22 protein-coding genes, 1 tRNA gene and 1 pseudogene are annotated in these 23,535 nt (G+C 63.8%); 11 read left to right on the plus strand and 13 right to left on the minus strand.

Annotated elements, in window-relative coordinates:
• Positions 1-230: pseudogene (locus LGY53_RS38705) on the minus strand (ferredoxin reductase); the annotation flags it as partial.
• A 167-nt stretch (positions 231-397) separates the two neighbouring features.
• Between LGY53_RS38705 and LGY53_RS38710 the strand changes: the two are divergent.
• Positions 398-1,018, plus strand: coding sequence for a TetR family transcriptional regulator (locus LGY53_RS38710; protein WP_225731654.1), 621 nt, complete (start codon positions 398-400; stop codon positions 1,016-1,018).
• 12 nt (positions 1,019-1,030) lie between these two features.
• Here the strand turns inward: LGY53_RS38710 and LGY53_RS38715 are convergent, their stop codons facing one another.
• The 3 genes from LGY53_RS38715 to LGY53_RS38725 all read right to left on the minus strand — a co-directional run bounded on the left by LGY53_RS38715 (position 1,031) and on the right by LGY53_RS38725 (position 4,437).
• Entirely contained in the window at positions 1,031-1,711 is a 681-nt protein-coding gene (locus tag LGY53_RS38715) for a hypothetical protein (RefSeq protein ID WP_225731655.1), read from the minus strand.
• 116 nt (positions 1,712-1,827) lie between these two features.
• Complete coding sequence (locus LGY53_RS38720) at positions 1,828-3,858, minus strand: NADPH-dependent 2,4-dienoyl-CoA reductase (RefSeq protein ID WP_225731656.1); 2,031 nt, start codon at positions 3,856-3,858, stop codon at positions 1,828-1,830.
• A gap of 9 nt (positions 3,859-3,867) precedes the next feature.
• On the minus strand, positions 3,868-4,437 hold the full coding sequence (locus LGY53_RS38725) for a PadR family transcriptional regulator (RefSeq protein WP_167472979.1): 570 nt from the start codon (positions 4,435-4,437) through the stop codon (positions 3,868-3,870).
• A 108-nt stretch (positions 4,438-4,545) separates the two neighbouring features.
• Between LGY53_RS38725 and LGY53_RS38730 the strand changes: the two genes are divergently transcribed.
• On the plus strand, positions 4,546-5,874 hold the full coding sequence (locus LGY53_RS38730) for an MFS transporter (RefSeq protein WP_225731657.1): 1,329 nt from the start codon (positions 4,546-4,548) through the stop codon (positions 5,872-5,874).
• On the opposite strand, the gene LGY53_RS38735 is transcribed toward LGY53_RS38730, so the two are convergent.
• Entirely contained in the window at positions 5,868-6,215 is a 348-nt protein-coding gene (locus tag LGY53_RS38735) for a DoxX family protein (RefSeq protein ID WP_225731658.1), read from the minus strand. The genes LGY53_RS38730 and LGY53_RS38735 overlap by 7 nt on opposite strands.
• Before the next feature lie 125 nt (positions 6,216-6,340).
• On the opposite strand from LGY53_RS38735, the gene LGY53_RS38740 reads away from it, so the two are divergent.
• On the plus strand, positions 6,341-7,099 hold the full coding sequence (locus LGY53_RS38740; RefSeq protein ID WP_225731659.1) for an SDR family NAD(P)-dependent oxidoreductase: 759 nt from the start codon (positions 6,341-6,343) through the stop codon (positions 7,097-7,099).
• Between the two features lie 16 nt (positions 7,100-7,115).
• Here LGY53_RS38740 and LGY53_RS38745 read toward each other — a convergent pair whose 3' ends face one another.
• Positions 7,116-7,802 carry a VC0807 family protein gene (locus LGY53_RS38745; RefSeq protein WP_225731660.1) on the minus strand — a complete coding sequence of 229 codons (687 nt, stop codon included), beginning with the start codon at positions 7,800-7,802 and terminating at the stop codon, positions 7,116-7,118.
• 2 nt (positions 7,803-7,804) lie between these two features.
• Entirely contained in the window at positions 7,805-8,425 is a 621-nt protein-coding gene (locus LGY53_RS38750; RefSeq protein ID WP_225731661.1) for a TetR family transcriptional regulator, read from the minus strand.
• An 85-nt stretch (positions 8,426-8,510) separates the two neighbouring features.
• Between LGY53_RS38750 and cmrA the strand changes: the two genes are divergently transcribed.
• Positions 8,511-9,314 (plus strand): mycolate reductase, encoded by an 804-nt coding sequence (cmrA, locus tag LGY53_RS38755; RefSeq protein ID WP_225731662.1) that lies wholly within the window; start codon positions 8,511-8,513, stop codon positions 9,312-9,314.
• Positions 9,315-9,468: 154 nt separating this feature from the next.
• Positions 9,469-10,812, plus strand: a complete 1,344-nt coding sequence (gene lysA / locus LGY53_RS38760; RefSeq protein WP_225731663.1) for a diaminopimelate decarboxylase — start codon at positions 9,469-9,471, stop codon at positions 10,810-10,812.
• Positions 10,813-10,885: 73 nt separating this feature from the next.
• On the opposite strand, the gene LGY53_RS38765 is transcribed toward lysA, so the two are convergent.
• On the minus strand, positions 10,886-12,604 hold the full coding sequence (locus LGY53_RS38765) for a helicase HerA-like domain-containing protein (protein ID WP_225731664.1): 1,719 nt from the start codon (positions 12,602-12,604) through the stop codon (positions 10,886-10,888).
• 196 nt (positions 12,605-12,800) lie between these two features.
• On the opposite strand from LGY53_RS38765, the gene orn reads away from it, so the two are divergent.
• Together orn and LGY53_RS38775 are read left to right on the plus strand one after the other, a co-directional pair.
• Positions 12,801-13,436: an oligoribonuclease gene (gene orn / locus LGY53_RS38770; protein ID WP_167472971.1), complete on the plus strand. Its 636-nt coding sequence runs from the start codon at positions 12,801-12,803 to the stop codon at positions 13,434-13,436.
• 55 nt (positions 13,437-13,491) lie between these two features.
• Positions 13,492-13,567, plus strand: a tRNA-His gene (locus LGY53_RS38775).
• On the opposite strand, the gene LGY53_RS38780 is transcribed toward LGY53_RS38775, so the two are convergent.
• Positions 13,560-15,176 (minus strand): recombinase family protein, encoded by a 1,617-nt coding sequence (locus LGY53_RS38780; RefSeq protein WP_225731665.1) that lies wholly within the window; start codon positions 15,174-15,176, stop codon positions 13,560-13,562. The two genes, LGY53_RS38775 and LGY53_RS38780, sit on opposite strands and share 8 nt — an antisense overlap.
• Positions 15,177-15,833: 657 nt before the next feature.
• On the opposite strand from LGY53_RS38780, the gene LGY53_RS38785 reads away from it, so the two are divergent.
• A complete protein-coding gene (locus tag LGY53_RS38785) occupies positions 15,834-16,232 on the plus strand; it encodes a hypothetical protein (RefSeq protein WP_225731666.1) in 399 nt (132 codons plus the stop codon).
• The gene (locus tag LGY53_RS38790) at positions 16,229-16,831 is read left to right on the plus strand and encodes a DUF3558 domain-containing protein (protein WP_225731667.1); all 603 of its coding nucleotides are present in this window, start codon (positions 16,229-16,231) and stop codon (positions 16,829-16,831) included. Before LGY53_RS38785 ends, LGY53_RS38790 begins: the two co-directional genes overlap by 4 nt.
• Before the next feature lie 23 nt (positions 16,832-16,854).
• On the opposite strand, the gene LGY53_RS38795 is transcribed toward LGY53_RS38790, so the two are convergent.
• Genes LGY53_RS38795 through LGY53_RS38805 form a run of 3 tightly spaced genes read right to left on the minus strand, consistent with a single transcriptional unit; the run spans position 16,855 to position 20,377 of the window.
• Entirely contained in the window at positions 16,855-17,658 is an 804-nt protein-coding gene (locus LGY53_RS38795; protein WP_225731668.1) for a hypothetical protein, read from the minus strand.
• Entirely contained in the window at positions 17,655-19,997 is a 2,343-nt protein-coding gene (locus LGY53_RS38800) for a hypothetical protein (protein WP_225731669.1), read from the minus strand. Before LGY53_RS38800 ends, LGY53_RS38795 begins: the two co-directional genes overlap by 4 nt.
• Before the next feature lie 11 nt (positions 19,998-20,008).
• Positions 20,009-20,377 carry a hypothetical protein gene (locus tag LGY53_RS38805; RefSeq protein ID WP_225731670.1) on the minus strand — a complete coding sequence of 123 codons (369 nt, stop codon included), beginning with the start codon at positions 20,375-20,377 and terminating at the stop codon, positions 20,009-20,011.
• Between the two features lie 187 nt (positions 20,378-20,564).
• Here LGY53_RS38805 and LGY53_RS38810 point away from each other — a divergent pair, with 187 nt between their 5' ends.
• Entirely contained in the window at positions 20,565-22,274 is a 1,710-nt protein-coding gene (locus tag LGY53_RS38810) for a hypothetical protein (RefSeq protein WP_225731671.1), read from the plus strand.
• Positions 22,271-23,032 carry an ESX secretion-associated protein EspG gene (locus LGY53_RS38815; RefSeq protein WP_225731672.1) on the plus strand — a complete coding sequence of 254 codons (762 nt, stop codon included), beginning with the start codon at positions 22,271-22,273 and terminating at the stop codon, positions 23,030-23,032. Before LGY53_RS38810 ends, LGY53_RS38815 begins: the two co-directional genes overlap by 4 nt.
• 59 nt (positions 23,033-23,091) lie before the next feature.
• On the opposite strand, the gene LGY53_RS44535 is transcribed toward LGY53_RS38815, so the two are convergent.
• A complete protein-coding gene (locus tag LGY53_RS44535; protein ID WP_225731673.1) occupies positions 23,092-23,526 on the minus strand; it encodes a DUF4254 domain-containing protein in 435 nt (144 codons plus the stop codon).
• Between the last annotated feature and the right edge of the window lie 9 nt (positions 23,527-23,535).

Genomic DNA, 23,535 nt, shown 5'->3' on the forward strand with positions numbered 1-23,535 from the left:
TGCCGCACCCGGGCTATCACCCCGCCGATGTGGACGACGGGGCCTGGGGGGGGGCCGCGCCCGCGCGGGGGGGGCCGCCGCGTGCGCGTCACCGCGCGGGGCGTCGCCCGGTCGACGCCGACGACCTCGGCGCGCAGCTGCCGGACGGTCAGGGCCGGGTGGACCAGCTCCAGGTACCGATCCAGGGGATGCGGCGTGGTCAAGGTCTGCACGAGATCGATGAGATCCATCGTCAGGTTCTCCGCTCCGTCGGCTGACGCGCATTCCGATTTCAGTGCACGTCTGTACACTCAGTAAGTGTGACTGATAGACACATGTCGGTGTCAACCGGCAAAACGTGTGACCCGGGCAACATCCAAGGAATGAGCGCATAGTGAACGGATGTATGCTCACGGTAATGAGCGAGCAGGCGGAAACCCGTAACGAGCGCAATGAGCGCACCCGGCAGGCCCTCATGGACGGCACCCTCGCACTGGCCGCCGACCGTGGCTTCGCCGCGCTGAGCCTGCGCGAGATCGCCCGCTCGGCCGGTATCGTGCCCACCGCCTTCTATCGGCATTTCGGCTCGCTCGACGATCTCGGCGCCACCCTGGTCGACGAGAGCGTCACGGCGCTGCGGCTGGCCCTGCGCGAGGTGCGCCGCAAACCGGACGCCCGGCTGTCGGACAGCGTGCGCTTCGTCTTCGATCAAGTGGAGCCCAAACGCGAGCTGTTCGGCTTCCTCACCCGAGAGCGGCACGGCGGCTCCGCGGCGCTGCGCCACGCCATCGCACTGGAATTGCAGCTGATCGTGCGCGAGCTGGTGGCCGATCTCTCCCGGCTACGCGCGCTGGACGCCTGGGCGCCCACGGAATTGGAGACCGCGGCCGACCTCATCGTCGCCACCGTCGCCGACGGCATCGCCGCCTACATCTCCGCCATGCCGCGCGAACGCGCCGCGGTGATCGACCGCACCGTCGCCCAGGTCCGCATCATCGCCCTCGGCATGGCGGCCTGGTGGCCCGCGAAAGACCGCTGAGCACAACCGTTCTCAACCGGCCTCGCGCACCTTGCGCACCTGAAGCCGCATGGTGTCGACGAAATCACCCATGCTGGAGAGCTTCTCCCCCTGGCTGTTCTCGCCGAGCACCCCGAATACCGAGACCGCCCCGACCCGGCATCCGATGCGGGCCGCCTTCTCCGACTGCGGCGGCGCATCGGCGGCACTGGCGCGCAACGTGATCGTCGAGACGCCGAAGCATTCGTCGGCGCCCAGCTTGCGGGTGTCGAGCCGGGTGCTGGTGATATCGCGGTACGAGCCGTCGGGCCTGGTCGCGAGCACATGGTCGCATTGCGCCAGATCCCGTTCCAGCGCTACGAAATTGAATGCCGCCGCGGTATCGGTGGACCAGCCGAAGGCGAATCCGCTCGCCGCGGCCCGGTTATCCGCCGAGGTCCTGGTGAACCGGCCGTGGAATTCGGTGTCCGGCAGCACCGGCGTAAGCGGACAGCGGGCCGGATCGACCGCGTAGTCGCTCGGCCGCTCGGCCCGCGTCGTATCGGCCGGATTCGGCGACATCGGCGAATCGCTCGAAAGCTGGTATCCGGCAGGCAGATCCGCCTGCGTCAGATTCCGCCGCGCCGCGGGCGTATCCGGTGACTGGCGTGCCACCAGCGTCGACGATTCCGGTGGCTGCCGCGTCGCCGCGCATCCCGCGATCGGCACGAGCATTAGCAATACCCACCCTGCGTGCAAAATAAACTTCATCTCGGTTCCTCCCCAACCACGGCGAGCTTAACCGCCGATGAACGCCAGGGGCACCGGAATAGCAGGTATTTGCGTAACCCTCAGAGCCGGGCGGCGAGTCGGGTGCCTTGGTCGATGGCACGCTTGGCATCCAATTCGGCGGCCAGATCCGCACCGCCGATCAGGTGCGGGGTGATGCCGGCGGCACGCAGCGGCGCCTCCAGCTCGCGCACCGACTCCTGGCCCGCGCACACGATCACATTGTCCACCGGGATCAATTGCGGTCGTTCGTGTTTCTCGCCGAAGCTGATGTGCAGGCCGCTGTCGTCGATGCGTTCGTAGTTCACGCCGCCGACGTGCTCGACACCCTTGGCCTTCAGCGCGGCCCGGTGCACCCAGCCGGAGGTTTTGCCGAGGCTCTTGCCGAACGAGCCCGACTTACGCTGCAGCAGCACCACTTCCCGGGCCGCGGGCGCGGGCCTGGGTTCGGTGAGCTGGCCGGGCGCCTGTTCGTCATCGGCCGTGACGCCCCACTCTTCCTTCCACTCGTCCAGCTTCAGCGCGGGATGGCCGTCGACGGTGAGGAATTCGCTCACGTCGTAACCGATCCCGCCCGCGCCGATCACCGCGACCCGTTTGCCGACCGGCCTGCCGTCGCGCACCAGTTCGGCGTAGGAGAGCACCATCGGATGGTCGATACCCGGGATATCCGGAATGCGCGGGCGCACACCGGTGGCCAGGATCACCTCGTCGTAGCGGCCCGCGATCAGCTCGTCCGCGCTCACCCGCTTGCCCAGATGCAGCGTGACGCCGGTGATCTCGATCTTGCGGGTGAAATACCGGATGGATTCGTCGAATTCCTCCTTGCCCGGAATCCGCCGCGCGATGTCGAACTGGCCGCCGATCTTGTCGTCGGCCTCGAAAAGGTCTACGCGGTGGCCCCTTTCGGCCAGGCTCACCGCCGCCGACAGACCGGCCGGACCCGCACCGACCACCGCGATCCGCTTACTTCGCCGGGTGGGCAGCAGCTTCAGCTCGGTCTCGTGACCCGCGCGCGGATTCAGCAGGCAGGACACGGTTTTGTGCTGGAAGGCGTGGTCCAGACAGGCCTGGTTGCAGGCGATGCAGGTGTTGATCTCGTCCACCCGGTCCTGTTCGGCCTTGTTCACCCATTCGGGATCGGTCAGGAACGGGCGCGCCAGCGAAACCAGTTGTGCGTCACCGCGGGTCAGGATCTCCTCGGCGATCTCGGGCATATTGATCCGGTTCGACGCGCACACCGGAATGTCGACGGCCGCGGTGATCTTCGCGGTGAACTCGACGAAAGCGGCACGCGGAACGGAGGTCACGATGGTGGGCACCCGCGCCTCGTGCCAGCCGATATCGGTGTTCAGGATATTCGCCCCGGCGGCCTCGATTTCCTTTGCCAGCGCGACGATCTCGTCGAAGGTCTGGCCCTTCTCCACCAGTTCGGCCATGGAGAGCCGGAAGACGATGATGAAGTCTTCGCCGACCGCGGCGCGCACCCGGCGCACGATCTCCACCGGGAAACGGCGGCGATTCTCCGCCGAACCGCCCCATTTGTCGGTGCGCCGGTTGGTGCGCGGCGCGAGGAACTGGTTGATGAGATAGCCCTCACCGCCCATGATCTCGCAGCCGTCGTAGCCGGCGAGCTTGGCCAGCGCGGCGCAGCGGGCGTAGTCGTCGATGGTCTGCTCGACGCCCTTCGCGGACAGCTTGCGCGGTTTGAACGGGTTGATCGGCGCCTTGATCGATGAGGCCGAAACACTGCCGGGCATATACGAATAGCGGCCGGCGTGCAGGATCTGGATGGCGATCTTGCCGCCCTCCCGATGCACCGCCTTGGTGATCGCCCGGTGCCGGTACGCCTCGGTCTTGTTGGTGAGCTTCGCGCCGAACGGCAGCAGCCAGCCGGTGCGGTTCGGCGCGTAGCCGCCGGTGATGATCAGGCCGACGCCGCCGCGGGCACGCTCGGCGAAGTAGGCGGCCAGCTTGTTGGTGTCCCAGGCGCGATCTTCCAGGCCGGTGTGCATGGACCCCATCACCACCCGGTTGCGCAGCGTGGTGAATCCGAGGTCGAGCGGTTCGAAGAGGTGGGGGAAGGGACTCATCGGCGAGCTTTACCTTTCTCCGGTATCCGCGGGCGGGGCTGACGCGCGCGGGGTGAGGGCGTGTAGAACTTCGTCGCACCATTCGACGAATCCGGACTCGACGCGGATGCCCGCGCGCAGGACCAGATATTGGTGCAGGGCGGTGCCGGAAAGTCGTTCCGGCGCCGGGAAGTCTTTCTTCTCGATGAGGCGATACACCTCGAGCCGCTGGGTGTGCTGCTCGCGGTGCCGGGCGACCTCGGCGCGCAGGGCGTCCATATCGCCGTACGCGGCGGCGCGGATCTTCACGCCGAGTTCGATGCGCGGGATCTCGGAATCGGTGGGTTCGGCGATCCAGCGGGCCAATTCGGCGCGGCCCGCCCGGCTCACCGAGTAGACCTTCTTATCGGGCCTACCCTCTTGCGTCACCGATTCGCCGGTGACCCAACCGGATTCCTCCATCCGCTTGAGCACGCGATAGATCTGCTGGTGGGTGGCGCTCCAGAAATAGCCGATCGACCGGTCGAACCGGCGCGCCAGCTCGTATCCCGAACCGGCGCGCTCGGTCAGCGAAACCAGCAACGCATGCTCGAGGGCCATGTCGCAAGAGTAGACGTAACACCCAGTACTATGCAACTGAGTGCATAACCGGTTTCGGCTCGGCGAAAAGCCGGGGTGCGCCGGAAAAACGGCCACTATGCTGCGCGCATGACCGAGGCGAACGCGACGGCCACCATCGGACAGGCGGCCGGACGCGGACAGGTGGTGGCGTGGGGGCTGTGGGACTGGGGCGTCTCGGCGTTCAACGCCGTCATCCTCACCTTCGTATTCTCGGTGTACCTCACCGACAAGGTCGGCGCCGATCTGCCCGGCGGCATATCCGCGAGCGCGTGGCTCGGCTGGGCGCTCGGCCTCGCCGGGCTGGTGGTCGCGGTGACCGCGCCGGTCAGCGGGCAACGCTTCGACGCCACCGCGAAACGTAAACGGTCACTCGGCCTGCTCACGGCGCTGACGATCGTCACCATGGCGGCAATGTTCTTCGTGCGCGCCGACTACCACTATCTGTGGCTCGGTCTGGTCCTGCTGGCCTTCGGCGCGACCTTCCATGAGCTGGCGACGGTGCCCTACAACGCCATGCTGCGCCAGGTCTCGACACCGGCGAATGTCGGCCGGGTCTCCGGATTCGGTTGGTCCATGGGCTATTTCGGCGGCATCGTGCTGCTGCTGATCTGCTACTTCGGCTTCATCTCCGGACACGGGGACAATCGCGGCCTGTTCGGCGTGCCCACCGACGAGGGGCTCAATATCCGGCTGGTGACGCTGCTAGCGGCGGTGTGGTTCGCGGGCTTCGCGCTGCCGATCTTCTTCTCCGTGCCCGAATTACCGCGCACCGGCGCGGATCCCGGCGCGGCGACCGCCGGATTCTTCGGCTCCTACCGGGTGCTGTTCCGCGATATCTGTGAATTGTGGCGCGTCGACCGCAACACCGTCGGATTCCTGTTGGCCAGCGCCATCTTTCGCGACGGGCTGGTCGGCGTATTCACCTTCGGCGCGATCCTCGCCGTGCGGGTGTACGGTATCGCCGATTCGGATGTGCTGCTCTTCGGCGTCGCCGCGAATGTCGTTGCGGCGCTTGGCGCGGTGACGGCCGGGCTGTTCGACGACCGGGTGGGGCCGAAGCGGGTGATCGTCTGCTCGCTTGCCGCCATGGTCGTATTCGGATCCATCCTGCTCATGGTGTCCGGACCGCTCATGTTCTGGATCTTCGGCCTGCTGCTGTGCATCTTCGTCGGCCCGGCCCAGGCGTCGGCCCGCTCCTTCCTCACCCGGGTGGCGCCGCCCGGTCGCGAAGGGCAGCTCTTCGGCCTCTACACGACCACCGGACGGGCCGTATCCTTCTTGGCCCCAACGCTTTTCGGCTTCTTCGTCTGGTCCTTCGGCACCGAGCGGGCCGGTATCGCCGGAATCCTGCTCGTCCTGGTGGCCGGACTGGTCGCGGTGCTCCCGGTCCGGCCGCCCCGGCGCGGCCATCAGTGAGCCAGCTGCAAAACCAGCGTGGCCGCGGCCGGCGCCAAATACAGCAGCGGGAATACGGTGGTCCCGTACGAGTGCGCCCGGATGGTGGTCGCCGCCGCGCCGAGGAAGTAGACGATCAGACCGGCGGCCGCCGCGATCCCGATCACCGGCACGAAGAATCCGACGATCAATCCGAGCGCCCCGGCCAACTTGGCCAGCGCCAACGGATTCCACCATGTGCGCGGAACCCCGTACTGCACCAGTGGCTCGGCGACGAACTTCTGCTTCGTCAACAACGAATACCCCGAGAATCCGATCCACAGTGCGGCGACAACTCCGACAATGTGATACGCGATGTTCATTGGAACCCTTTTCCTTTCAGCATTTCCTGCTTGCCTGCCTGACCGACGACGCAGGGCCCGCGACTGTGACATCGGCGGTCACCGAATCCGAACAACGCCCAGATGTTCGAACTAAGCTCGAGCTGGTGGCGAACGCATATGTGGTAACCGGCGGTGGGCGCGGAATCGGGCAGGCGATCGTGACGCGATTGCTCGATGCCGGGCATGCGGTCGTAGTGGTCGAACGAGATGAGCAGTCATTCGAATGGGCTGGCGGACAGGTGATTCCGGTCATCGGTGACGCGACCTCGGCGGAAACCGCAGAGCGGGCCGCCGATCTCGCCCAGCGGGCGGGAACATTCGCCGGATGGGTCAACAACGCGGCCGTATTCGCGGACGCCTCGATCGATTCGGCCTCCGCCACAAGGACCTTGGAATTGATCAACGCCAATCTCGCACCGGCGGTTGTCGGCTGCACGACGGCCGTCCAACGTTTCTTGGCCGCCGGTTCCGGCGGCTCGATCGTCAATATGACATCGCATCAGGCACAGCGAGCCGTACCCGGCGCCCTGCCCTACAGCACCGCGAAGGCCGCGATCGAAGGGCTCACCCGGGCAGTGGCGGTGGAGTACGGCGGCAGGGGAATCAGGGCGAACGCCGTCGCACCCGGTTCGGTCGAGACCGAGCGCTATACGGAATTCCTTGCCGGACTGGATAATTCGATAGCCGAACGGGTGCGGGACCAGATGGCGACGCTGCACCCGATCGGCCGGGTCGCCACCACCGACGAGGTAGCGGCCGTCGTCGCCTTCCTGCTGTCTCCCGCGGCGAGTTTCGTCAACGGTGCGAGCATCCCGGTCGATGGTGGCCGATCCGTGCTCGCCCTGGATCCCGAAGCGCGATGAGGCGCCCTCTCCCGGATCAGACCTTCAGGCCCTTCTTGGTGACGTAGACGATGTGGAAGGTCAGCAGAACGGCGAGGACGACCAGCCACTGCAGGGTGCTCACCAGCGGGACCGCGTCGACCGGGAGGGTGTAGGCGAGCACCGCGCGCACCACCGCGTCGAGGGTGAAGCCGAGGCCCCATACCCCTGTCAGCAGCCGCAGCTGGCCACGGAAACGGGAATCGTTGTCCCAGCGGGCATCCCACTCGCGATAGCCCTCTTCGCCGATTTTCGCGGTGACGATCGCGCGGGCGGCGCTGCGCATGGACGGATGCTCGGTGAGCAGGGTGCCCAGCATCCACAGGCCGATGGCGCCGAAGATCAGGCTGTCACGCAGGAACAGCGTGCGGGGATCACCGGTCAGCAGTGACGTCACCGCACCTACCGCGATCATGGCAAGCGCGAACAGCGCCGTCATATCGACCCGACGCTCCCTGATCGCGCGGTAGGCGATGAACAGCCCGGCAAGTAAGCCGGGCGCGATCAGCGCGAGCCACGGATTCACACCGGCCGCCCGCATGCCGTAGTAGCCGCCGATCGGCAGCGCCAGTTCGACGATCAGCTGGCGCGCGAGGTGGCGGCGCAGCGCGGCGCGTTTCTGTTCCGGCGTGCGCGATGCCGCGATGGTCTGCTCGTTCATGATGTCGGCTCCGGTGGTGCTCATACTTATTTCCTTGTCGCGTTTTCGAAGAGGTCGGCGAGTTCGCGGGCACAGGCCGCGGTGTCGAAGCCGGGGTCGATGGCGGCGCGGCCGATGGCGGCGTCGATCGCGCCGCGCATGGCCAGCACCATGATCTCGGCGTCGAATTCCCGGAACACCCCGGCGCGCTGCGCCTCCCGGATCCGCTCCGCCTGCAGGCGGCCGAATTCGGCGACGCGTTCGAGCAGGCCGAATTTGCTCAGATCGTCGGGCTGGGCATTGGCGACGATGCTGTTCAGCGCCCGCATATGCTTGGGGTACGCGTCGAGCAAAGCCAGGTTGGCGGTGATGTTTCCGCGCAGCCGGGCCACATAGTCGGTCTCGCCCTCGAGTTCGGTGGTCACGAATCCGATTGCGACGCGCATGATTTCGGCGACCACCTCGCGGATCAGATCATCCTTGCCCCGGAAGTGGTACGAGATCATGCCAGTACTGCTCAGCCCGGCGTGTTTGGCGATCTTCGCGAATGAAGCGTTCGGCATGCCGTGCTCGGCGATCACCTCGATCGCGGCCTCCACCACCTGCGCGCGGCGCGCGTTCTCGGTGAACGTACGATCTTGCTTAGTCGAGCTGCTTCTTGCTTGCATGAGCAAAACGATAGACCTTCTTGCTCAGCCGAGCAAGAGGAACCGCGCCGTGAGCGCGATATGCGGCTCACCTAAGCTCGCTCCCGTGAGCCTGCCCTCCCCCACCGCGGACAATCGCGCCGTCGTCACCGGCGCCTCCTCCGGCATCGGCACCGCCCTCGCCGCGGAACTGGCCGCCCGCGGCTATTCGCTGATCCTGATCGCCCGCCGCGGCGAATTGCTCACCGAACTGGCCCAACGGTTGACCCTCGCGCACGGCGTCACCGCCGAGGTGCGCGCGGTCGACCTGTCCGACCGCGACCAGCGCGGCGGACTCGCCGAGGAATTGGCCGCCCGCGATATCGCGATCCTGTGCAACAACGCCGGCGTCGCCACCTTCGGCCCGCTCGCCGGACTGGATCTGGCGAACGAGCGCGCGGTAATGGAGCTGAACGCGGTCGCCGTGCACGATCTCACCCTCGCGGTGCTACCCGGGATGATCGCCCGCGGCGGTGGCGGCATCCTGATCACCGGTTCGGCGGCCGGAAATATGCCCATCCCGAACAATGCCACGTACGCGGCGAGCAAGGCCTTCACCAACAGCTTCGCCGAATCGCTGCGCGGCGAGCTGAAGGGCAGCGGTATCAACGTCACGCTGCTGGCCCCGGGCCCGGTGCGCACCGACGCGCCCGAACAGACCGAGGCCTTCGTCGCCTCCAACAAGATTCCCGAATTCATCTGGGTATCCGCCGAGACCACCGCGCGGATGTCGATCGACGCGCTGGCCCGCAACAAGATGCGGGTGGTGCCCGGACTCATCAGCAAGGGGATGAGCGTCGCCGGCCAGTACGGCCCGCGCGCGCTCACCGCGCCCATCGCGGGCGCGTTCTACAAAAAACTGGGCGGATGACGGCGCTCACAACGCGTATCAAGGACCCGTCAAGATCGCATCATCGCTGGTCAGGAAGCCGCTAACGCCTGACCACACGCCTACTATCAGGCGTAGTCCTGACAGCGGCCCCGCATTCCGAGAAAGCGGGGACGCACCCAGGAGAACAAATACCGTGACGCTGCTCGACATATTCCCCTCGTTGAAGACGGGAATGCCTTCGCGCCTCGATCCCGCGGTATGGCCGCAGGACACGCACTATGACGGCGACGGCAGGATCACCCTCGGCGGTGTCGCGCTCGCCGATATCGCCGATCAATACGGCACCGCGACCTACGTCCTCGACGAGGACGAGGTGCGGGCTCGCTGCCGGGCTTACCGCAAGGCCTTCCCCGAGGCCGAAATCATCTACGCGGGTAAGGCATTGATGATCCGGGCGGTGGCGGAATGGGTCACCCAGGAAGGCCTCTCGGTAGATGTGTGCTCGGCGGGCGAACTCGCCATCGCACTCGCCGCGGGCGTCGACCCGCAGCGAATCGTCATGCACGGCAACGGCAAATCCTTCGACGAGCTGGAAATCGCGGTCAAGGCGGGCGTCGGGCGCATCGTGGTGGACTCGCTCACCGAGATCACCCTGCTGTCCGCGCTGGCCACCAAGCCGCAGAAGGTGCTGCTGCGCCTGTCCCCCGGCATCGACGTGCACGGGCACCCGGCCGTGAAAACCGGTGTGCTGGACCAGAAATTCGGCTTCCCGATCGGCAGCGACACGGCCGCCGAGGCGGTGGAGCGCGTACTGCGGCAGTCGAATCTGCGACTGGTCGGCTTCCACTGCCACCTCGGCTCGCAGATCCACGACCCCGACCACTACGGCGAGGCGGTGCGCCGGATGGTCGCCGAGATGGCGCACGTCCGCCAGGATCACGGCGTCATCCTGACCGAACTCGACCTCGGCGGCGGCCATGCGGTGGCCTACCGCGCGGGCGACGCCGAGATGAACCTGTCCGAACTGGCCGACATCATCGACGACGCGCTCGACGCGGCCTGCGCCCGCCACCACTTCCCGCGACCCGCCATCGCGATGGAACCGGGCCGGGCGATCGTGGCCCGCGCCGGGGTGACGCTGTACCGGGTGCTGTCCATCAAACATGTCGCGGACGGGCATTCCTACGTCACCGTCGACGGCGGTATGGGCGATAACGCGCGGGTCGCGCTGTACGGCGCCCGCTACCACGTGGTGGTGGCCAACCGGCACCCGTGCGGCCCGCAGATGACCGCGACGGTCGCGGGCCGCTACTGCGAGGCGGGCGACGTGCTCGCCGTCGACGTGCAACTGCCCGCCGATCTGCGGCCAGGTGAGGTGCTCGCCATGCCGTGCACCGGCGCCTACCACCACAGCCTGGCCTCGGCGTACAACAGCGTCGGACGCCCGCCGATCATCGCGGTGCGCGACGGACGCTGCCGGGAGCTGATCCGCCGGGAGACCGTCGAGGATCTGCTGGCCCGCGAGGTGGGCTGCTAGATCCGGACCTGTTGTCCCGCACAGGGACTCGCGGTCGCACCTGCCCCGGTGCGGCCGCGAGTTCTTGTGCGATTCAGCGCCGCCGGGTGCCGAAGATGCTGCGGCTGATCTCCCGGCCCGCCGCCGTCGCCGCCGAGCGCAGGAAGTTCTTGACCGCCGGATTGTTCATGATCCGCTCCGCGGTGGTCTCCTCCTCCTTCTTCGAGGACCGGCCCGGCGCCGGCGGTGCCTCCGGAGCCTGTTCCGCCGCAGCGACTTTCGCGGCCAGGATCTCGTATGCCGACTCCCGATCGATGGTTTGGCCGTACTTGCTGTACAGCGAGCTGGACAGCGACCGGGATTTGATCGCGTCATCGCCGATGGTGTCCATCAGCGAGCGCGGCGGCGCGATCCTGGTCCACGCCACCGGAGTCGGCGCGCCCTTCTCCGACAGCACCGTCACGACGGCCTCACCCGTGCCAAGTGAGGTCAAAGCCTTTTCCAGATCGTAGTTTCCGGTCTTCGGGTAGGTGCGAACCGTCTTGGACAGCGCCTTCTGATCGTCGGGCGTGAACGCGCGCAGCGCGTGCTGGATGCGCGCACCCAATTGGGAGAGAACGGGATTCGGGATATCCGTCGGCAGCTGGGTGCAGAAGAATACGCCGACGCCCTTGGAGCGGATCAGCTTGACGGTCTGCTCAACCTGATCGAGGAACGCCTTCGACGCGTCGGCGAACAGCAGGTGCGCCTCGTCGAAGATGAACACCAGCTTGGGTTTATCCATATCGCCGACCTCGGGCAGCGTCTGGAACAGGTCGGCGAGCACCCACATCAGGAAGGTGGAGAACATCACCGGCCGCGCCGCCTGCGCGCCCAATTCGAACAGCGTGATCACGCCCTGCCCGCCCGCGGTGCGCAACAGGTCCGCCGGATCCAGTTCCGGCTCACCGAAAAAGGTGTCGCCGCCGTCGGACTCCAGGTTCACCAGCGAACGCAGGATCACGCCCGCGGTGGCCGCCGAGACGCCGCCGATGCCTTTCAAATCCTCCTTGCCCTCCGGACTGGTGAGGTGGGTGATGACGGCGCGCAGATCCTTCAGGTCGAGCAGCGCCAGGCCGTTCTTATCCGCCCAGTGGAAGATCAGGCCCAGCGTCGATTCCTGAGTTTCGTTGAGCCCCAACACCTTACTGAGCAGAACCGGGCCGAAGGAGGTGATGGTCGCACGGATCGGCACGCCGATGCCGTTGGTGCCGAGCGAGACGAATTCGACCGGATAGCCCGTCGGCTGCCAGTCCGGGTCGCCGGTCTCCGCGGCGCGGGCGACGATCTTGTCATTGGACTCACCCGGTTTGCTCAATCCGGACAGATCGCCCTTGACGTCGGCGAGCACCACCGGAATACCGGCGCGGGAGAGCTGCTCGGCGATGCCCTGCAACGTTTTGGTCTTACCGGTGCCCGTCGCGCCCGCGACCAACCCGTGGCGGTTCATGGTGCGCATCGGAATCCGTACCCGCGCAGTGGGATCCACCTGTCCGTCGACCAGGACCGTGCCCAATTCCAGTGCGGCGCCGTCGAATGCGTATCCGGCGGCGATCTCCTGTGCGGCACTGGGTTTCGAATCCGACTGCGACGCAGACTTTTTCGAGCCCCGTGGCGCGTCACTTTCTTGTGGCGCAGTTGTTTTCGCATCGGCCTCCTGCGCGGCCGCCTCCGCTTCGGCGGCTTCCGCGGCAGCCGCTGCCTCCGCCGCCTTCCTAGCCGCCTCCTCCGCCGCCTTCCTGGCCGCGGCCGCCTTCTCCTGCGGGCTGGTCATCGCACGTCCTCCGTCTTGGTCTGACTCCGACTGCTGAACGCAAGTACTGCTGTCGCACCGAAACGCATACGGGATGCTGGTCGCCACTCTATCGCCGCCACCCGGTGACGGCAGGAGGTGAAGCCGATGCGGGCGGGTCATCACACAACGGAGGCAATCGGACACACCGCGATGACGGCTGACTAATGTTGCCCAGGTGTCCGACAAATATGTGGTGTGGATGGATTGCGAGATGACCGGGCTGCGGCTCGACAGCGACAAGCTGATCGAGGTGGCCGCGCTGGTTACCGACAGCGATCTGAACATCCTCGGTGAGGGCGTGGACATCGTGATCCACGCCGACGACGCGGCCCTGGCCGCCATGCCTCCCGTCGTCGCCGAGATGCACGCGCGATCCGGCCTCACCGACGAGGTCCGAAACTCCACCGTCACGCTCGCCGACGCCGAGCAGAAGATCCTCGACTACATCCGTGAATACGTGCCGACCCCCGGTACCGTGCCGCTGGCAGGTAACTCCATCGCGACCGATCGCGGCTTCATCGCCCGCGATATGCCGCTGCTGGACGAGCACCTGCACTACCGGATGATCGATGTGAGCTCCATCAAAGAGCTGTGCCGCCGCTGGTATCCGCGCATCTACTTCGGCCAGCCGGAGAAGGGCCTCTCGCACCGCGCGCTAGCCGACATCAAGGAATCCATCCGCGAGCTCGAGTACTACCGGCGCACCGCCTTCGTCCCCGCCCCCGGCCCCTCCACCGCCGACATCGCCGCCGTCGCCGCCGACCTCAGCGGCCCCCCGGCCCCACAAAACAGCACGTCGGAAACCGATTAGGGTTTGTAACCAGTTTCGCGCTAGTATCGACCGCGCCGGATAATCACCGGCGATGGTGAGCGTAGTTCAGTTGGTAGAGCACCAGGTTGTGATCCTGGCTGTCGCGGGTTCGAGTCCCGTCGCTCACCCCAAACGTCCCGGTGCGCGAACCGGCCCCCTCGGGGCGGTTCGCGCACTGTGACCAGCGGATTCACAACTGTCGGCGGTATTCTCTACCGGGATTCGGAACACAGGTGCCAGCCGATCCGGGGCGACGATCGTTACCCGGGCTACAAGTTCCTCGATCAGCGCCTTCGTTTCGTTGTGCGTCCCGGTGTGAATTACATCACGGATGTGATCGGCGACTACGTTCAACTCGGCAGGGGTAGGTGCCTGCGGCGCAGCAGACATCGTTCGGATCAGATCCCGTCGGCGCATCTCCAGCTGCCCAATCGTGGCACGCAGCTCACCGACACGCTGTCCGAGAACCTCCTCCTCCAGCGTGCCCCGTTCAAACGCGGCCAGATAGCGATCGACCGATTGCCGCGCCTGCCCGAGATCAGCTTCCACGGTCGCCAACTCGGCCTGCCGGTCTTCCTGCGTCGCGTAGTGCTGCCGACGATTCGCCTCGACCGCGTCGGCAATCAACGCGTGCTGACGTCGATAGAACGAAGCCATCGCATCCACCACCGCCTGATCGACCGAGTCGGCATCCAGGCGAGGCTGATCGCACTCGTCAGTGCTGTACCGCGATCGACTCCAGCACGTGTAATACCGGTACGTCTGACTACGTCCGTTCGCCCGCGTCCCAACCATCGACCGCCCGCATCGTGGGCACCGCAGCCTCCCCGCCAGCAGGTAATCCGATCCCGATGCAGCCCGGTGCGCGGGGCTCTCGCCGCGCGTCTTGAGTATCGCTTGAACAAGATTCCATGTCTCGATATCCACGATCGGCTCATGCGCCTGGACAACCGTATTCGAGCGAAAAGTCAGCTCTCCCAGATACACGCGATTCGCCAATATCCGAACTATCTGCCGACCGGACCACGGCCTTCCGTTGGTAGTGCGATGCCCCTGATTGTTCAGGAACTTGGCGATCGATCGTGACCCGAACCGGCTCCGCCCATACTCGCTGAAAATCTTACGAACGATCACGGACTGCTGTTCATCGACAATCAAAGTATGCGAGACCGGATCGAGCATATATCCGAAGGGCGTCTTTCCGCCTTTCCACTTCCCTTTCGCCACTTTACGTTCCATGCCTGCGATCGTCCGATCAATAATCGTGTCCCTTTCGAACTGAGCGAACATACCTAGCATCTGCACCAGCATGCGACCCATCGGCGTAGAAGTATCGAAGGGCTCTGTCGCGGAACGAAACACAACCCCAGCCACATCGAGTTCATCGAGCATCGTCACCATGTCTCGGAAGTTGCGCGAGAAACGGTCGACTCTGTAGACGAGAAGCACATCGATGAACCCAGCCTTCGCGGCGGCGATCGCTTTTTGCAGACCCGGCCTGTTAGTTGTGGCTCCGGAGGCATCGTCGGCGAAGCGTGCGACTCGATGCCAGCCGGGCTGCGAGGCGATATAGGAATCGAGCCGGACATCCTGAGCATCGATAGAGTATGGCTGGTGTTCTTCGTCGGTGGATCGGCGCACGTAGGTTCCAACTCGAACGTCGGAACCGAACTCGACGTTCGCCCGTTTACTGACCTTTCGAGTCATATCAGCAATTTCCTCCTGATTTAATTCCTCCACCAGTACATCCCGCCCGGCGTAAACTAAACATCAGATCCAAAATATCTACACGGCGGCAACCGATAGTGTACGGCGAAAATTGCAAAAATCACGCAGCATATCAAGAGTTTTCATTCAACCACGATTTGTCGTTCCATCGCCCAATAAGCACCGACAATGCGATAACGGCGCGGACCCGCTGGTCCTGCGTTAACTCCTCCGTCTCACATTTTACGAACCAAGACTTCCTCACCTTAGATCGCGAAGATTTGCGCTCGCTGCCGCCTACCGAATCTGCGCGCTGGCGGCACCCGGTACCGCGCACCGACCGAGTCGTTTGTTGCATATCATCGCGGTCGAACATGTCAATCGCCTCCGGTACGTCGTTGGCTCGGTTCTTCACCGGAAGGACTCATCAAATTCAGTCAGAAATGGACATGACGACCGAGAATTCCTCCGCGACACCTCATGGCGACTGGGCAGTGGCGAGCGGGCCAGGAGCTGCCTCCACCGTCGAGCGGGTATGAGACCCCTGGCCTGCCCGTGGTATCTCGCGATCCCGACACGAAGACAGTGCCGACCTCGGTGGACACCATGATTCTGAGGTGTAGAGATTGAAACAGCTCGTGTCGCTGGGCGACTGATACCCTCGACCAAGACACTCGATCGGGGGTAGCGATGGCCGACGTGCAGATCAACTTCGGCAGCAACGAGATCAAAGCCTTCAACGAGGCTGCGCGAGCAGGGAGCATCAAGTTCGATGAGCAGGCCGTACGGGAGGCGGTGCGGCTGTACGACACGATGATCAAGCAGCTGGTTGGCGTACGGAACAAGCTCAGCACACTACGCGACCGCAAGGGTTTCGGAGGATTTACCTCAGGGCAAGAGCTACAGGCCGGATTCTCCGGGAAAGCCAGCGAAGGCATCGAAGTTATCAGCCAACTCATCGAAGGCGCAATGAGGCTACAGGAAGCCTACCTACGCGCAGGCGACCTGATACAAGAGGCCGATCAGCGCAACGCGGACATGCTCAAATTCTTGAACGAACCCACGATAAGGAATGACGCGCGCCTATGAGTCGTATCTTGGTCGTGATGCCGCTGATCTCTATTGCCCTACTCGTCACCGGCTGCACGGCAAGCAAGACGGATAACAACCCTCCGAACGCATCGTCCACACCGGAGACGCCAAGCATCGCGGTGTCGGTGAAGCCTGCTCCGACGCAGTACAACCAAGGTCGGCGGTCAGTAAATTTCGATCCATGCACAAATGTCGGTGACGCAGTCGTATCGCAGGCTGGATTCGACCCCAGCACCCGCGAGAGAAACGATGAAATACACGACTCCTACTCATTCATCGGCTGCAAATTTGACCACCAAGAAATAGTACGAGGTCAGAAAGTTCCTACTCGAACTCTGACGATTAGCTCAACAAATATCACCTTGGACGAATTCCGTAAGCGGGAAGGCGCCTCAGCTACTGAAATAAAGGTCAACGGCCGGGATGCGATCACTTATAACCGACCGGACGCCGAAGCCTGCTTCATAGTTATGAAGACAAATGATGGGTCCCTCGATGTCCAAACAAGCGTCAGCGGGCCGTTTACTAGCGAGAAGCCCTGTGACCGGATCCGCGATGTTGCCGGACTAATAGAGCCAACTCTGGGTCTCAAGTAAGGAGTACCCGCTCCATTCGAAGACTAATTTACCGGTCCGACCCATTCAGGGTATTGGGCGGCGAGCGGCTGAGGCAGGATTCCGAAAGAATCAGGCACCTTCAGCAGCTTTGATTCGGGTACCTCTCGCAAGTCTGGAAGTTGCTGCTTGAACCAAACTTTGCAGCCTTCTGGGTCGGAGTCGCGATTTCTGCTGATCCTGGTGATCTTCCATGTTCCGAACACATTCCATCGCGGCGGTCGGTGGGCCGCCGGGTCATGCTTGGCGGGGTCTCTATTGGCAATTCCAGCCTTCCCAGGCTGACTCGACGAGTTTTCCAATCGAATGTCGACAACTGACATGTCCAGGGTCAAGATGTTCGACTGTGTCGGCCCTTTTTCCAGCCCCTTGGTAGGTACAACGTATTGACAGACGGTTGCGGTAACCGTCTTGTCATCGGCAGAGTACGCGGTGATGTGCTCGTAGAAGTTCTCGTTCGCATCCTTGACCCAGTCCGGGCCCCTCGTTCCCTTTTCGGTCTGGGTGAAGAAGTACTCCATTTTGGATTCATCACCGATATCGACCAATGCCTCACGATACCCCGAGTACGCGCGACTCAGACCACCGTTCTTGACCAGCCACGCGGACTCATGAGAAGCACGAATGAGTTCCGCTCCACGCGTGAAGAGATCGACTCCAGCATCAGCGGACCAAACATTGGCATATGGAATATCAGACTCCGGCGGCGCTGGTTTCGTGGTACACGCATACATCTGAGAGCCGACCAGTGCGACGGAAAAAAATACCACCGCCCATGGCCACCGCTTGAGTAGACGTTCCCACTTCACTTGGCCCCCTGGATGCCACGAGTGATATCGCTGTAGGAGTTTCGGAACGTTTCACCGTGGCCGTCATGCCGACCGAGCATGTTGAATAATTCGGCAACATCGGACGTTAGGCGTTCCTGCTTCGGGTCCAGCTGAATCGACTCCCAGGACCTGAGCTTTCCATTCTCGAAAAGATCCTGATAATTGTTTTGCAGCTCTGGAGGGATTTGAGCGAAAGACAGCACCTCATAGTTACGTTGAGTGAAGTTGGGCGCCGCTACCGTACGCGTCTCGGCTACCTCGGGTTTCTCGCCAGTGTAGCCAGCTTTCATATCGTCGCCACCAGCTGTGATAATGTCACCAACACTCTTCCCGAAGGGAAGCGACTCCGTGAATCCGCGGCCCAGTACCGACTTTATCCCGTCGTAGGCGTTGCGCTTACGTTCCCACATGTCCTTTGCGTCGGCATAGTCTCCATCATGCTGGGCTTTGGAATCCATGAACAAGCCCTTGTCCACCAACCCACTGAGCCTGCCAGCCGTCATCAATCCGTCGGTGGCTCCAGGCAGGTTCGGGTTCAACGCGTAGGCCGCCTCGTTGCGTACGACGCTCGCCAACGCTGCGCTGTTGAAGTCGTTTCCGGCCTTACTATCGGTATCCATCAACGCAAATATGTTGGCGGTACCCTTGTATGTGTGATTTCCCTCAGGATCGAGCCAGCTTACCACTTTGTCACCATTAACATGGCGCGGGGTGTCGAAACCCGGCAATTCGGGACGCTGGTGGCCCGCTAGCGCATCGACATATGGCGACATCCCCTCGGAGAGCCCTTTGATGAGCGCGGGGTTGAGCGCACCGACATTGTGTTTTCCTTGATAGTCGATTCCGGTGAGTTCCTTCCATCGCTTATCAGGGTCGCCATCGCCAGCGATGTATTCGGCAACAGAGCACATGATCTTGCCCTGCTGCTCCGAAGTCTTCACCTCGACCAAGTTATTCGGATCATGAACCACCGCGTCATGATCGAATTTGAACATCGACGACACAGCGGTCCCCTGATCGGTCCATTCGTGGGTGAAGATGTTCTTGAATAATTTGTCGTGGTCTTTGCCGGTGACCAGTTCTTGGACGGCGGCCTTGTCCTTGCCTGCTGCGTCGAACATGTCCTCGGAGATACGCATCCCGCGTTGAGTGAGGAATTGGTTACCGTCGCCGCCATCGATCTTGAGTGAGGTTCCGTCGATCAGGCCGTGGGAGGAGTTCTTGTACTGTTCGTAGCCGTCGAGGTACTTCGAGCCGACCTCAAGCAGTTTGCGGTCGACGTCGCTGCCGAGCCGGTACTGCGGGTCGCCTGTGCCGATCATCTTGGCGATGGCTTGGTTGTCGGCGACACCGTTGAGGTTGATCTCGTGGTCAACAAGGTATTTCGACTTGTTGGTGACCAGATCCTCGCGGGTCAGCGACTCCCGGATCTGCTTGGGCAGCAATCCCAATGAGCCTTTGCCGTTGTTGGGCAGCGTCTTGTCGTCGAGGGCTCCGGCGTTGATCGAGGGGTTCGAGATGATCTGGAATGAATTCGCAAGCGCCTTTTGCGCATCGGGCGGCAGCTTGCTCATGATCTGCTGAATTTCCTGTGGGCTCTTGCCGTCGAGTGCTCGGCTGAGCCCGTTGAGGTATTCCATTTGCGAGGCCGGAACGGTCGCGGTATCTCCGCGCTGCAAGGCAGCGATCTGGTCCGGCGTGAGCTGGCCGGCGTCGATGAGGCGCTGAATCCCCTCTGCCGAGAGGTTGACTGGTTGGGTCGTCAGGTCCGTGCCGTCGGATTTGCCTTTGTCGGCGCCCAGCGCGGCTGTGGAGACGAACGCGGCACGCAGCCCGCTGCGGGCATTGTTGAGGTCTTCGCGAACTTTGCTGTCGACGTCGATGGTGGAGCGGAACGCCCCGTTGAGCTCGTTCTGTAGTTCGAGCAGTGCGCGTTTGTCATCGTCGGAGACGGATTTGCCGGGTGGAATGCTCAGGGCGAGGTTGTCGGCGATGGTGTAGCCGCGGCGGTTGGCCTCGATGAGGGCACCGCGGGCGCGACGCAGTGGTGCGTCGATTTCGTCGTAGCCCTGTTTGGCGCGTTGAGCGACCGCGTTGATCTTTTCGGCGATCGTCTGGATCGTTTTCCGATCCGCGGTGGCGCGGTCGTGGGCCGCTTGGGCACACTGGCCTTCCCAGTAGGTGCCGTTGACCTTGGTGACCGCGTCGACGTAGCGGTCGAAGAGGTGCTCGAGGTCGGTCCCGAAGGCGATCCACGAGTCACCGGTCGCGGTCAGGACGGACGGATCGCATTGCTCGATCCAGGATTTCGGGGTCACGGTCGGTGTCCTTACGCGGTCCAGTCGCCGGTCGATTTGCGATACAAGTCCAGGATCATGTCGGCGTTGCTCCCATCGCTGTCCTTGTACTGCCGAGCCACGCTGGCCATGACGTCCCCGGTTTCGGTCAACCGTTCCTTGACCGTCGGCATGAGCGTTTCCAGAAATAGCTCGCGCTCGATCAGGTCGGCTGCGGTGGCCGACAACAGCGGTGAATGCTTCGATGCGTCGTGGTCTCGGTTCGGCTTGACCGCGTCGGCGTCGCGCGCCAACTCTTGCAGTGTCGATCCGAGCTTGCCCAGGATCTCCAGATCCGCCTTGAACGTATCCACAAAGCCCCCCTCGTCAGCGGTGACTCCAACCGGCATGAACGAGGCCACCCTAGCATCGGGGGTCTATCCGCAACCAGGTCGAATGCTATGGCGGGCTTAGCTTTTGGCGCGCTGTACCCGTCAACATGTACTGGCGTGTCCGATGCCAGCCTCATCGAGATCCGTTGTCCGGCAGCCGTGTTAGTCTGGCCGCTCAGGGGTACCGGCCTTGCAGCTCATCAAGGGGGAGAACCACATGGGCGAACACGACAAGCCGACCGGGCTTTCTGCAGTGGGTCTGCAGGATGTCATCGACCAGGGCAGCGCTGCGGCGGCCGTGCAGAAGGCTGTGGACGCGAAGGCCACCACCCAGCGTCACGATGCCGAGCTCGGTGCCGGAACCGACCCGGATTACGTCCAGACCGATGAACACTTCGAGAGTATGACGCTCGAGGCCCTGTACGCCGCAGTGCACGGCGGTGCCGATGGCAGCGGCGGGATGGACGCGGCTGGTCTGCATTCGATGCGGCAGACCTGGTACGACTGCTATTCCGACGTGGTCAACGCGGCGTCGTTCAACCTCATGGGTATGAACCGGGTCTTCGGCAACGGCCTCTGGCAGGGTGCCAGCGGCAGTGCGGCGCAGACCGCGTCACAGCTGTACGGGCATGTCGCCAACCAGGTCGGACGCGTTTTCGAATCGATGAGCTCCCGACTCGATGGCCTCGCCTGGGCCGCCGAGGCGGTCAAGCTCGCGGTCCAGGCACCACCCGCCACCACGACCGTGACTCCGGACCCGAACAACCAGGTGGAATCCATCCTGCCGGGGCTGATCAACCCCAGCTACTCCGATCAGCAAGACTCCGCCAAGGAACAAGCACGCCAAGCCGCTATCCGCGCGCTGAACACGGTCTACAAGGGAAGCTTCCCTCCATCCGGATCCGGAGTGCCCACGTATGCCGATGTGGCGCAGGTAGCGGCCAACCCCGACGCGAACGTCGGCAGCCCAATAACAAGCCACGATCCGAGCACCGCCCCGCACCCGACGGACTCGAACGACCCGAGCAAAACGCCCGGCAAAGACCCCGCCGCACCGCAAGACCCGTCCGGTCAAAATCCCAAGGACCCCACCGCTACCCAACCGACCTCGACGAACCCGTCAAGCACCAATCCGTCTGGCACCAACCCGTCAACCGTCAGCCCCACCGGGACCGGACAACCCGCGGGAACACCGACGACTCCGGCCACGACTACAACACCTGCTGGGCTCAGCCCCTCCCCCACCTCACCGGGTACACCCAGCCCTACACGCACCAGCCCTGGCCAGCCGGTATCCAGCACACCACGAACCGACTCCCGCACGGGAAGCCACGGCACCCCACGTCCCGGCGCACCCATCCCAGGCGTGCCGGGAACGGGCACACCCGTGCCGGGAACATCGACAACCGCACGATCAGCGGCGGCCCGCACATCGACAGGACCGATGGCACCCGGTGCGGGCGGCCGACGCAAAGAGGACGACGAAGGCGAACACCGCGCACCCGATTATCTGCGCGGAGTCGCCGACGACTGGACCGCCGGGTTGGCGACGCCGGTGGGTGTCATCGGTGCCGACCTGATCCATGAAGACGACCCGTTGTTCCGGTCAGATCCACTGCCGCCACCGCCGGTGCTACCCGCTGCATCGACGCCGACCATGGTGAGCATCGACAGCCCACCTCCACCCGTACCGGCCAGCCCGGCGAGCCCTCCTGCCCAAACACCCCCGACACCAAGCGCCGCTGCATCAGAAGCGCGTGAAACAGAAAGCGCTGCAAGCAATTCCGACACCGGAGGGTTCTCCGGAACCGGGCCGGCGATCGACGATCTTTTGGCCGAGTATGGCTGGAGCGTGGAAACGATCTCGGCTCCGGCAACCGAGTCCGGCGCTGACCAGTCCCCTCCACCGGCGAGTAACGATCGGTGAAAACGCAGACGGTCTGGAACTTCACTCCGGACGAATTCGCCTGGGTCTGGGCCGAAACCGGACTCGACGAGTACCCGGATCCAATCAGGATCATCGAAACTCCCACCACCACAGACGAATACGCACGCTTGACCGCAGAAATCAGCACACGCTACCCGCGCCACGCCGACCCGGATCTGACCGGACCGCTACGGGCACTCGCCAATCCCGACGTACGCATCGTCTGCAAAGGCCGATCACACAACTCCCACAAGCGAGTTCGCGCGCTCGGTGTCGCCGTCGCCGACCTCGGCGTGATCTTGTTCCAAAAGTCCGGCACCACAGCCGATTTCGGCAGCGACATCAAACTGGTAGTCACCCAGCGCCACAACCTCGGCAAGCACATCGCCGCCACCATGCCGCCCGCACCAGCAGGCACCGTGGAAACGACGATCGGCTACACCCCACGTGTCCGAGGCGACGAACCTCCCATGTCGTGGACACCGTCGCGGAGCGGCGAATATCCGCCGGAGGAGCGAATTCGCGCCCTACTGCGCCTACCGCGCAACGCCGAGGGCCATCTGCGCATCGAACGATCACTGCATGCTCGACACCACTATCCGCCAACCTATTCGAGCTGGATCGACATCCGTGACGGACTACCCGCAGCAGGCCGCTACCTGATCACCGTCGACAACAACGAATGTGTGGTCATCCCCGCTTCCGCAGCGACCATCGCCCACGAGTTGACTCGGCGCGCGCAGCTTGTTCACTCTTGAATTCGTTTGGTACAGCGGCGATTCCGACCATTCGGGTATCCGAATGCCGCTTCATCGAACTATCCCCCGTTCGAAGCTTGGTCCTCAGCAGGGAATCCGAAGTCTGGAAGACGCCGCACTCCGGAGGTGATCTCGAAAGCAAGGTCGCTGTAGGCAAGGGCCAACTCATCGAGGCGATGCTGTGCGGAGCGGACCTGCTCACCCGATGGATCCGAGGCCGGAATATCGCGCGCGGAAACCGAAAACTCGGCGAGACGATCTACGACCATGCCCACCGTTTCGGTATGCACACAGGCGGCGCTGAATGCCGGAGGCTTCTGTCCATCAACCCAGCGATCGATTGCGCGCACCCAGCGGGAACGCTCGCGATCGATCACGCCCACCGCGTCCGGGACTGCGTCGCGGCGTGCCTCATGCAGGCCGACCAGCTCGTATGCGGCCTGGAGCACTGGATGGTCAATAGCTACCGTCCCGGCGCACGCTTCAAGAAGCATGTCTTTCGA

The sequence above is a fragment of the Nocardia sp. JCM 34519.1 genome (assembly GCF_020361265.1).
Taxonomy (GTDB): Bacteria; Actinomycetota; Actinomycetes; order Mycobacteriales; family Mycobacteriaceae; genus Nocardia; species Nocardia arthritidis_A.

Bases quoted from the DNA above. Each gene is read 5' to 3' on its own strand.
- LGY53_RS38710 (WP_225731654.1), top strand. From the start codon at position 398: ATGAGCGAGCAGGCGGAAACCCGTAACGAGCGCAATGAGCGCACCCGG.
- LGY53_RS38715 (WP_225731655.1), bottom strand. From the start codon at position 1,711: ATGCTCGTGCCGATCGCGGGATGCGCGGCGACGCGGCAGCCACCGGAA.
- LGY53_RS38720 (WP_225731656.1), bottom strand. From the start codon at position 3,858: ATGAGTCCCTTCCCCCACCTCTTCGAACCGCTCGACCTCGGATTCACC.
- LGY53_RS38725 (WP_167472979.1), bottom strand. From the start codon at position 4,437: ATGGCCCTCGAGCATGCGTTGCTGGTTTCGCTGACCGAGCGCGCCGGT.
- LGY53_RS38730 (WP_225731657.1), top strand. From the start codon at position 4,546: ATGACCGAGGCGAACGCGACGGCCACCATCGGACAGGCGGCCGGACGC.
- LGY53_RS38735 (WP_225731658.1), bottom strand. From the start codon at position 6,215: ATGAACATCGCGTATCACATTGTCGGAGTTGTCGCCGCACTGTGGATC.
- LGY53_RS38745 (WP_225731660.1), bottom strand. From the start codon at position 7,802: ATGAGCACCACCGGAGCCGACATCATGAACGAGCAGACCATCGCGGCA.
- LGY53_RS38750 (WP_225731661.1), bottom strand. From the start codon at position 8,425: ATGCAAGCAAGAAGCAGCTCGACTAAGCAAGATCGTACGTTCACCGAG.
- LGY53_RS38765 (WP_225731664.1), bottom strand. From the start codon at position 12,604: ATGACCAGCCCGCAGGAGAAGGCGGCCGCGGCCAGGAAGGCGGCGGAG.
- LGY53_RS38785 (WP_225731666.1), top strand. From the start codon at position 15,834: ATGGCCGACGTGCAGATCAACTTCGGCAGCAACGAGATCAAAGCCTTC.
- LGY53_RS38790 (WP_225731667.1), top strand. From the start codon at position 16,229: ATGAGTCGTATCTTGGTCGTGATGCCGCTGATCTCTATTGCCCTACTC.
- LGY53_RS38810 (WP_225731671.1), top strand. From the start codon at position 20,565: ATGGGCGAACACGACAAGCCGACCGGGCTTTCTGCAGTGGGTCTGCAG.
- LGY53_RS44535 (WP_225731673.1), bottom strand. From the start codon at position 23,526: ATGCTTCTTGAAGCGTGCGCCGGGACGGTAGCTATTGACCATCCAGTG.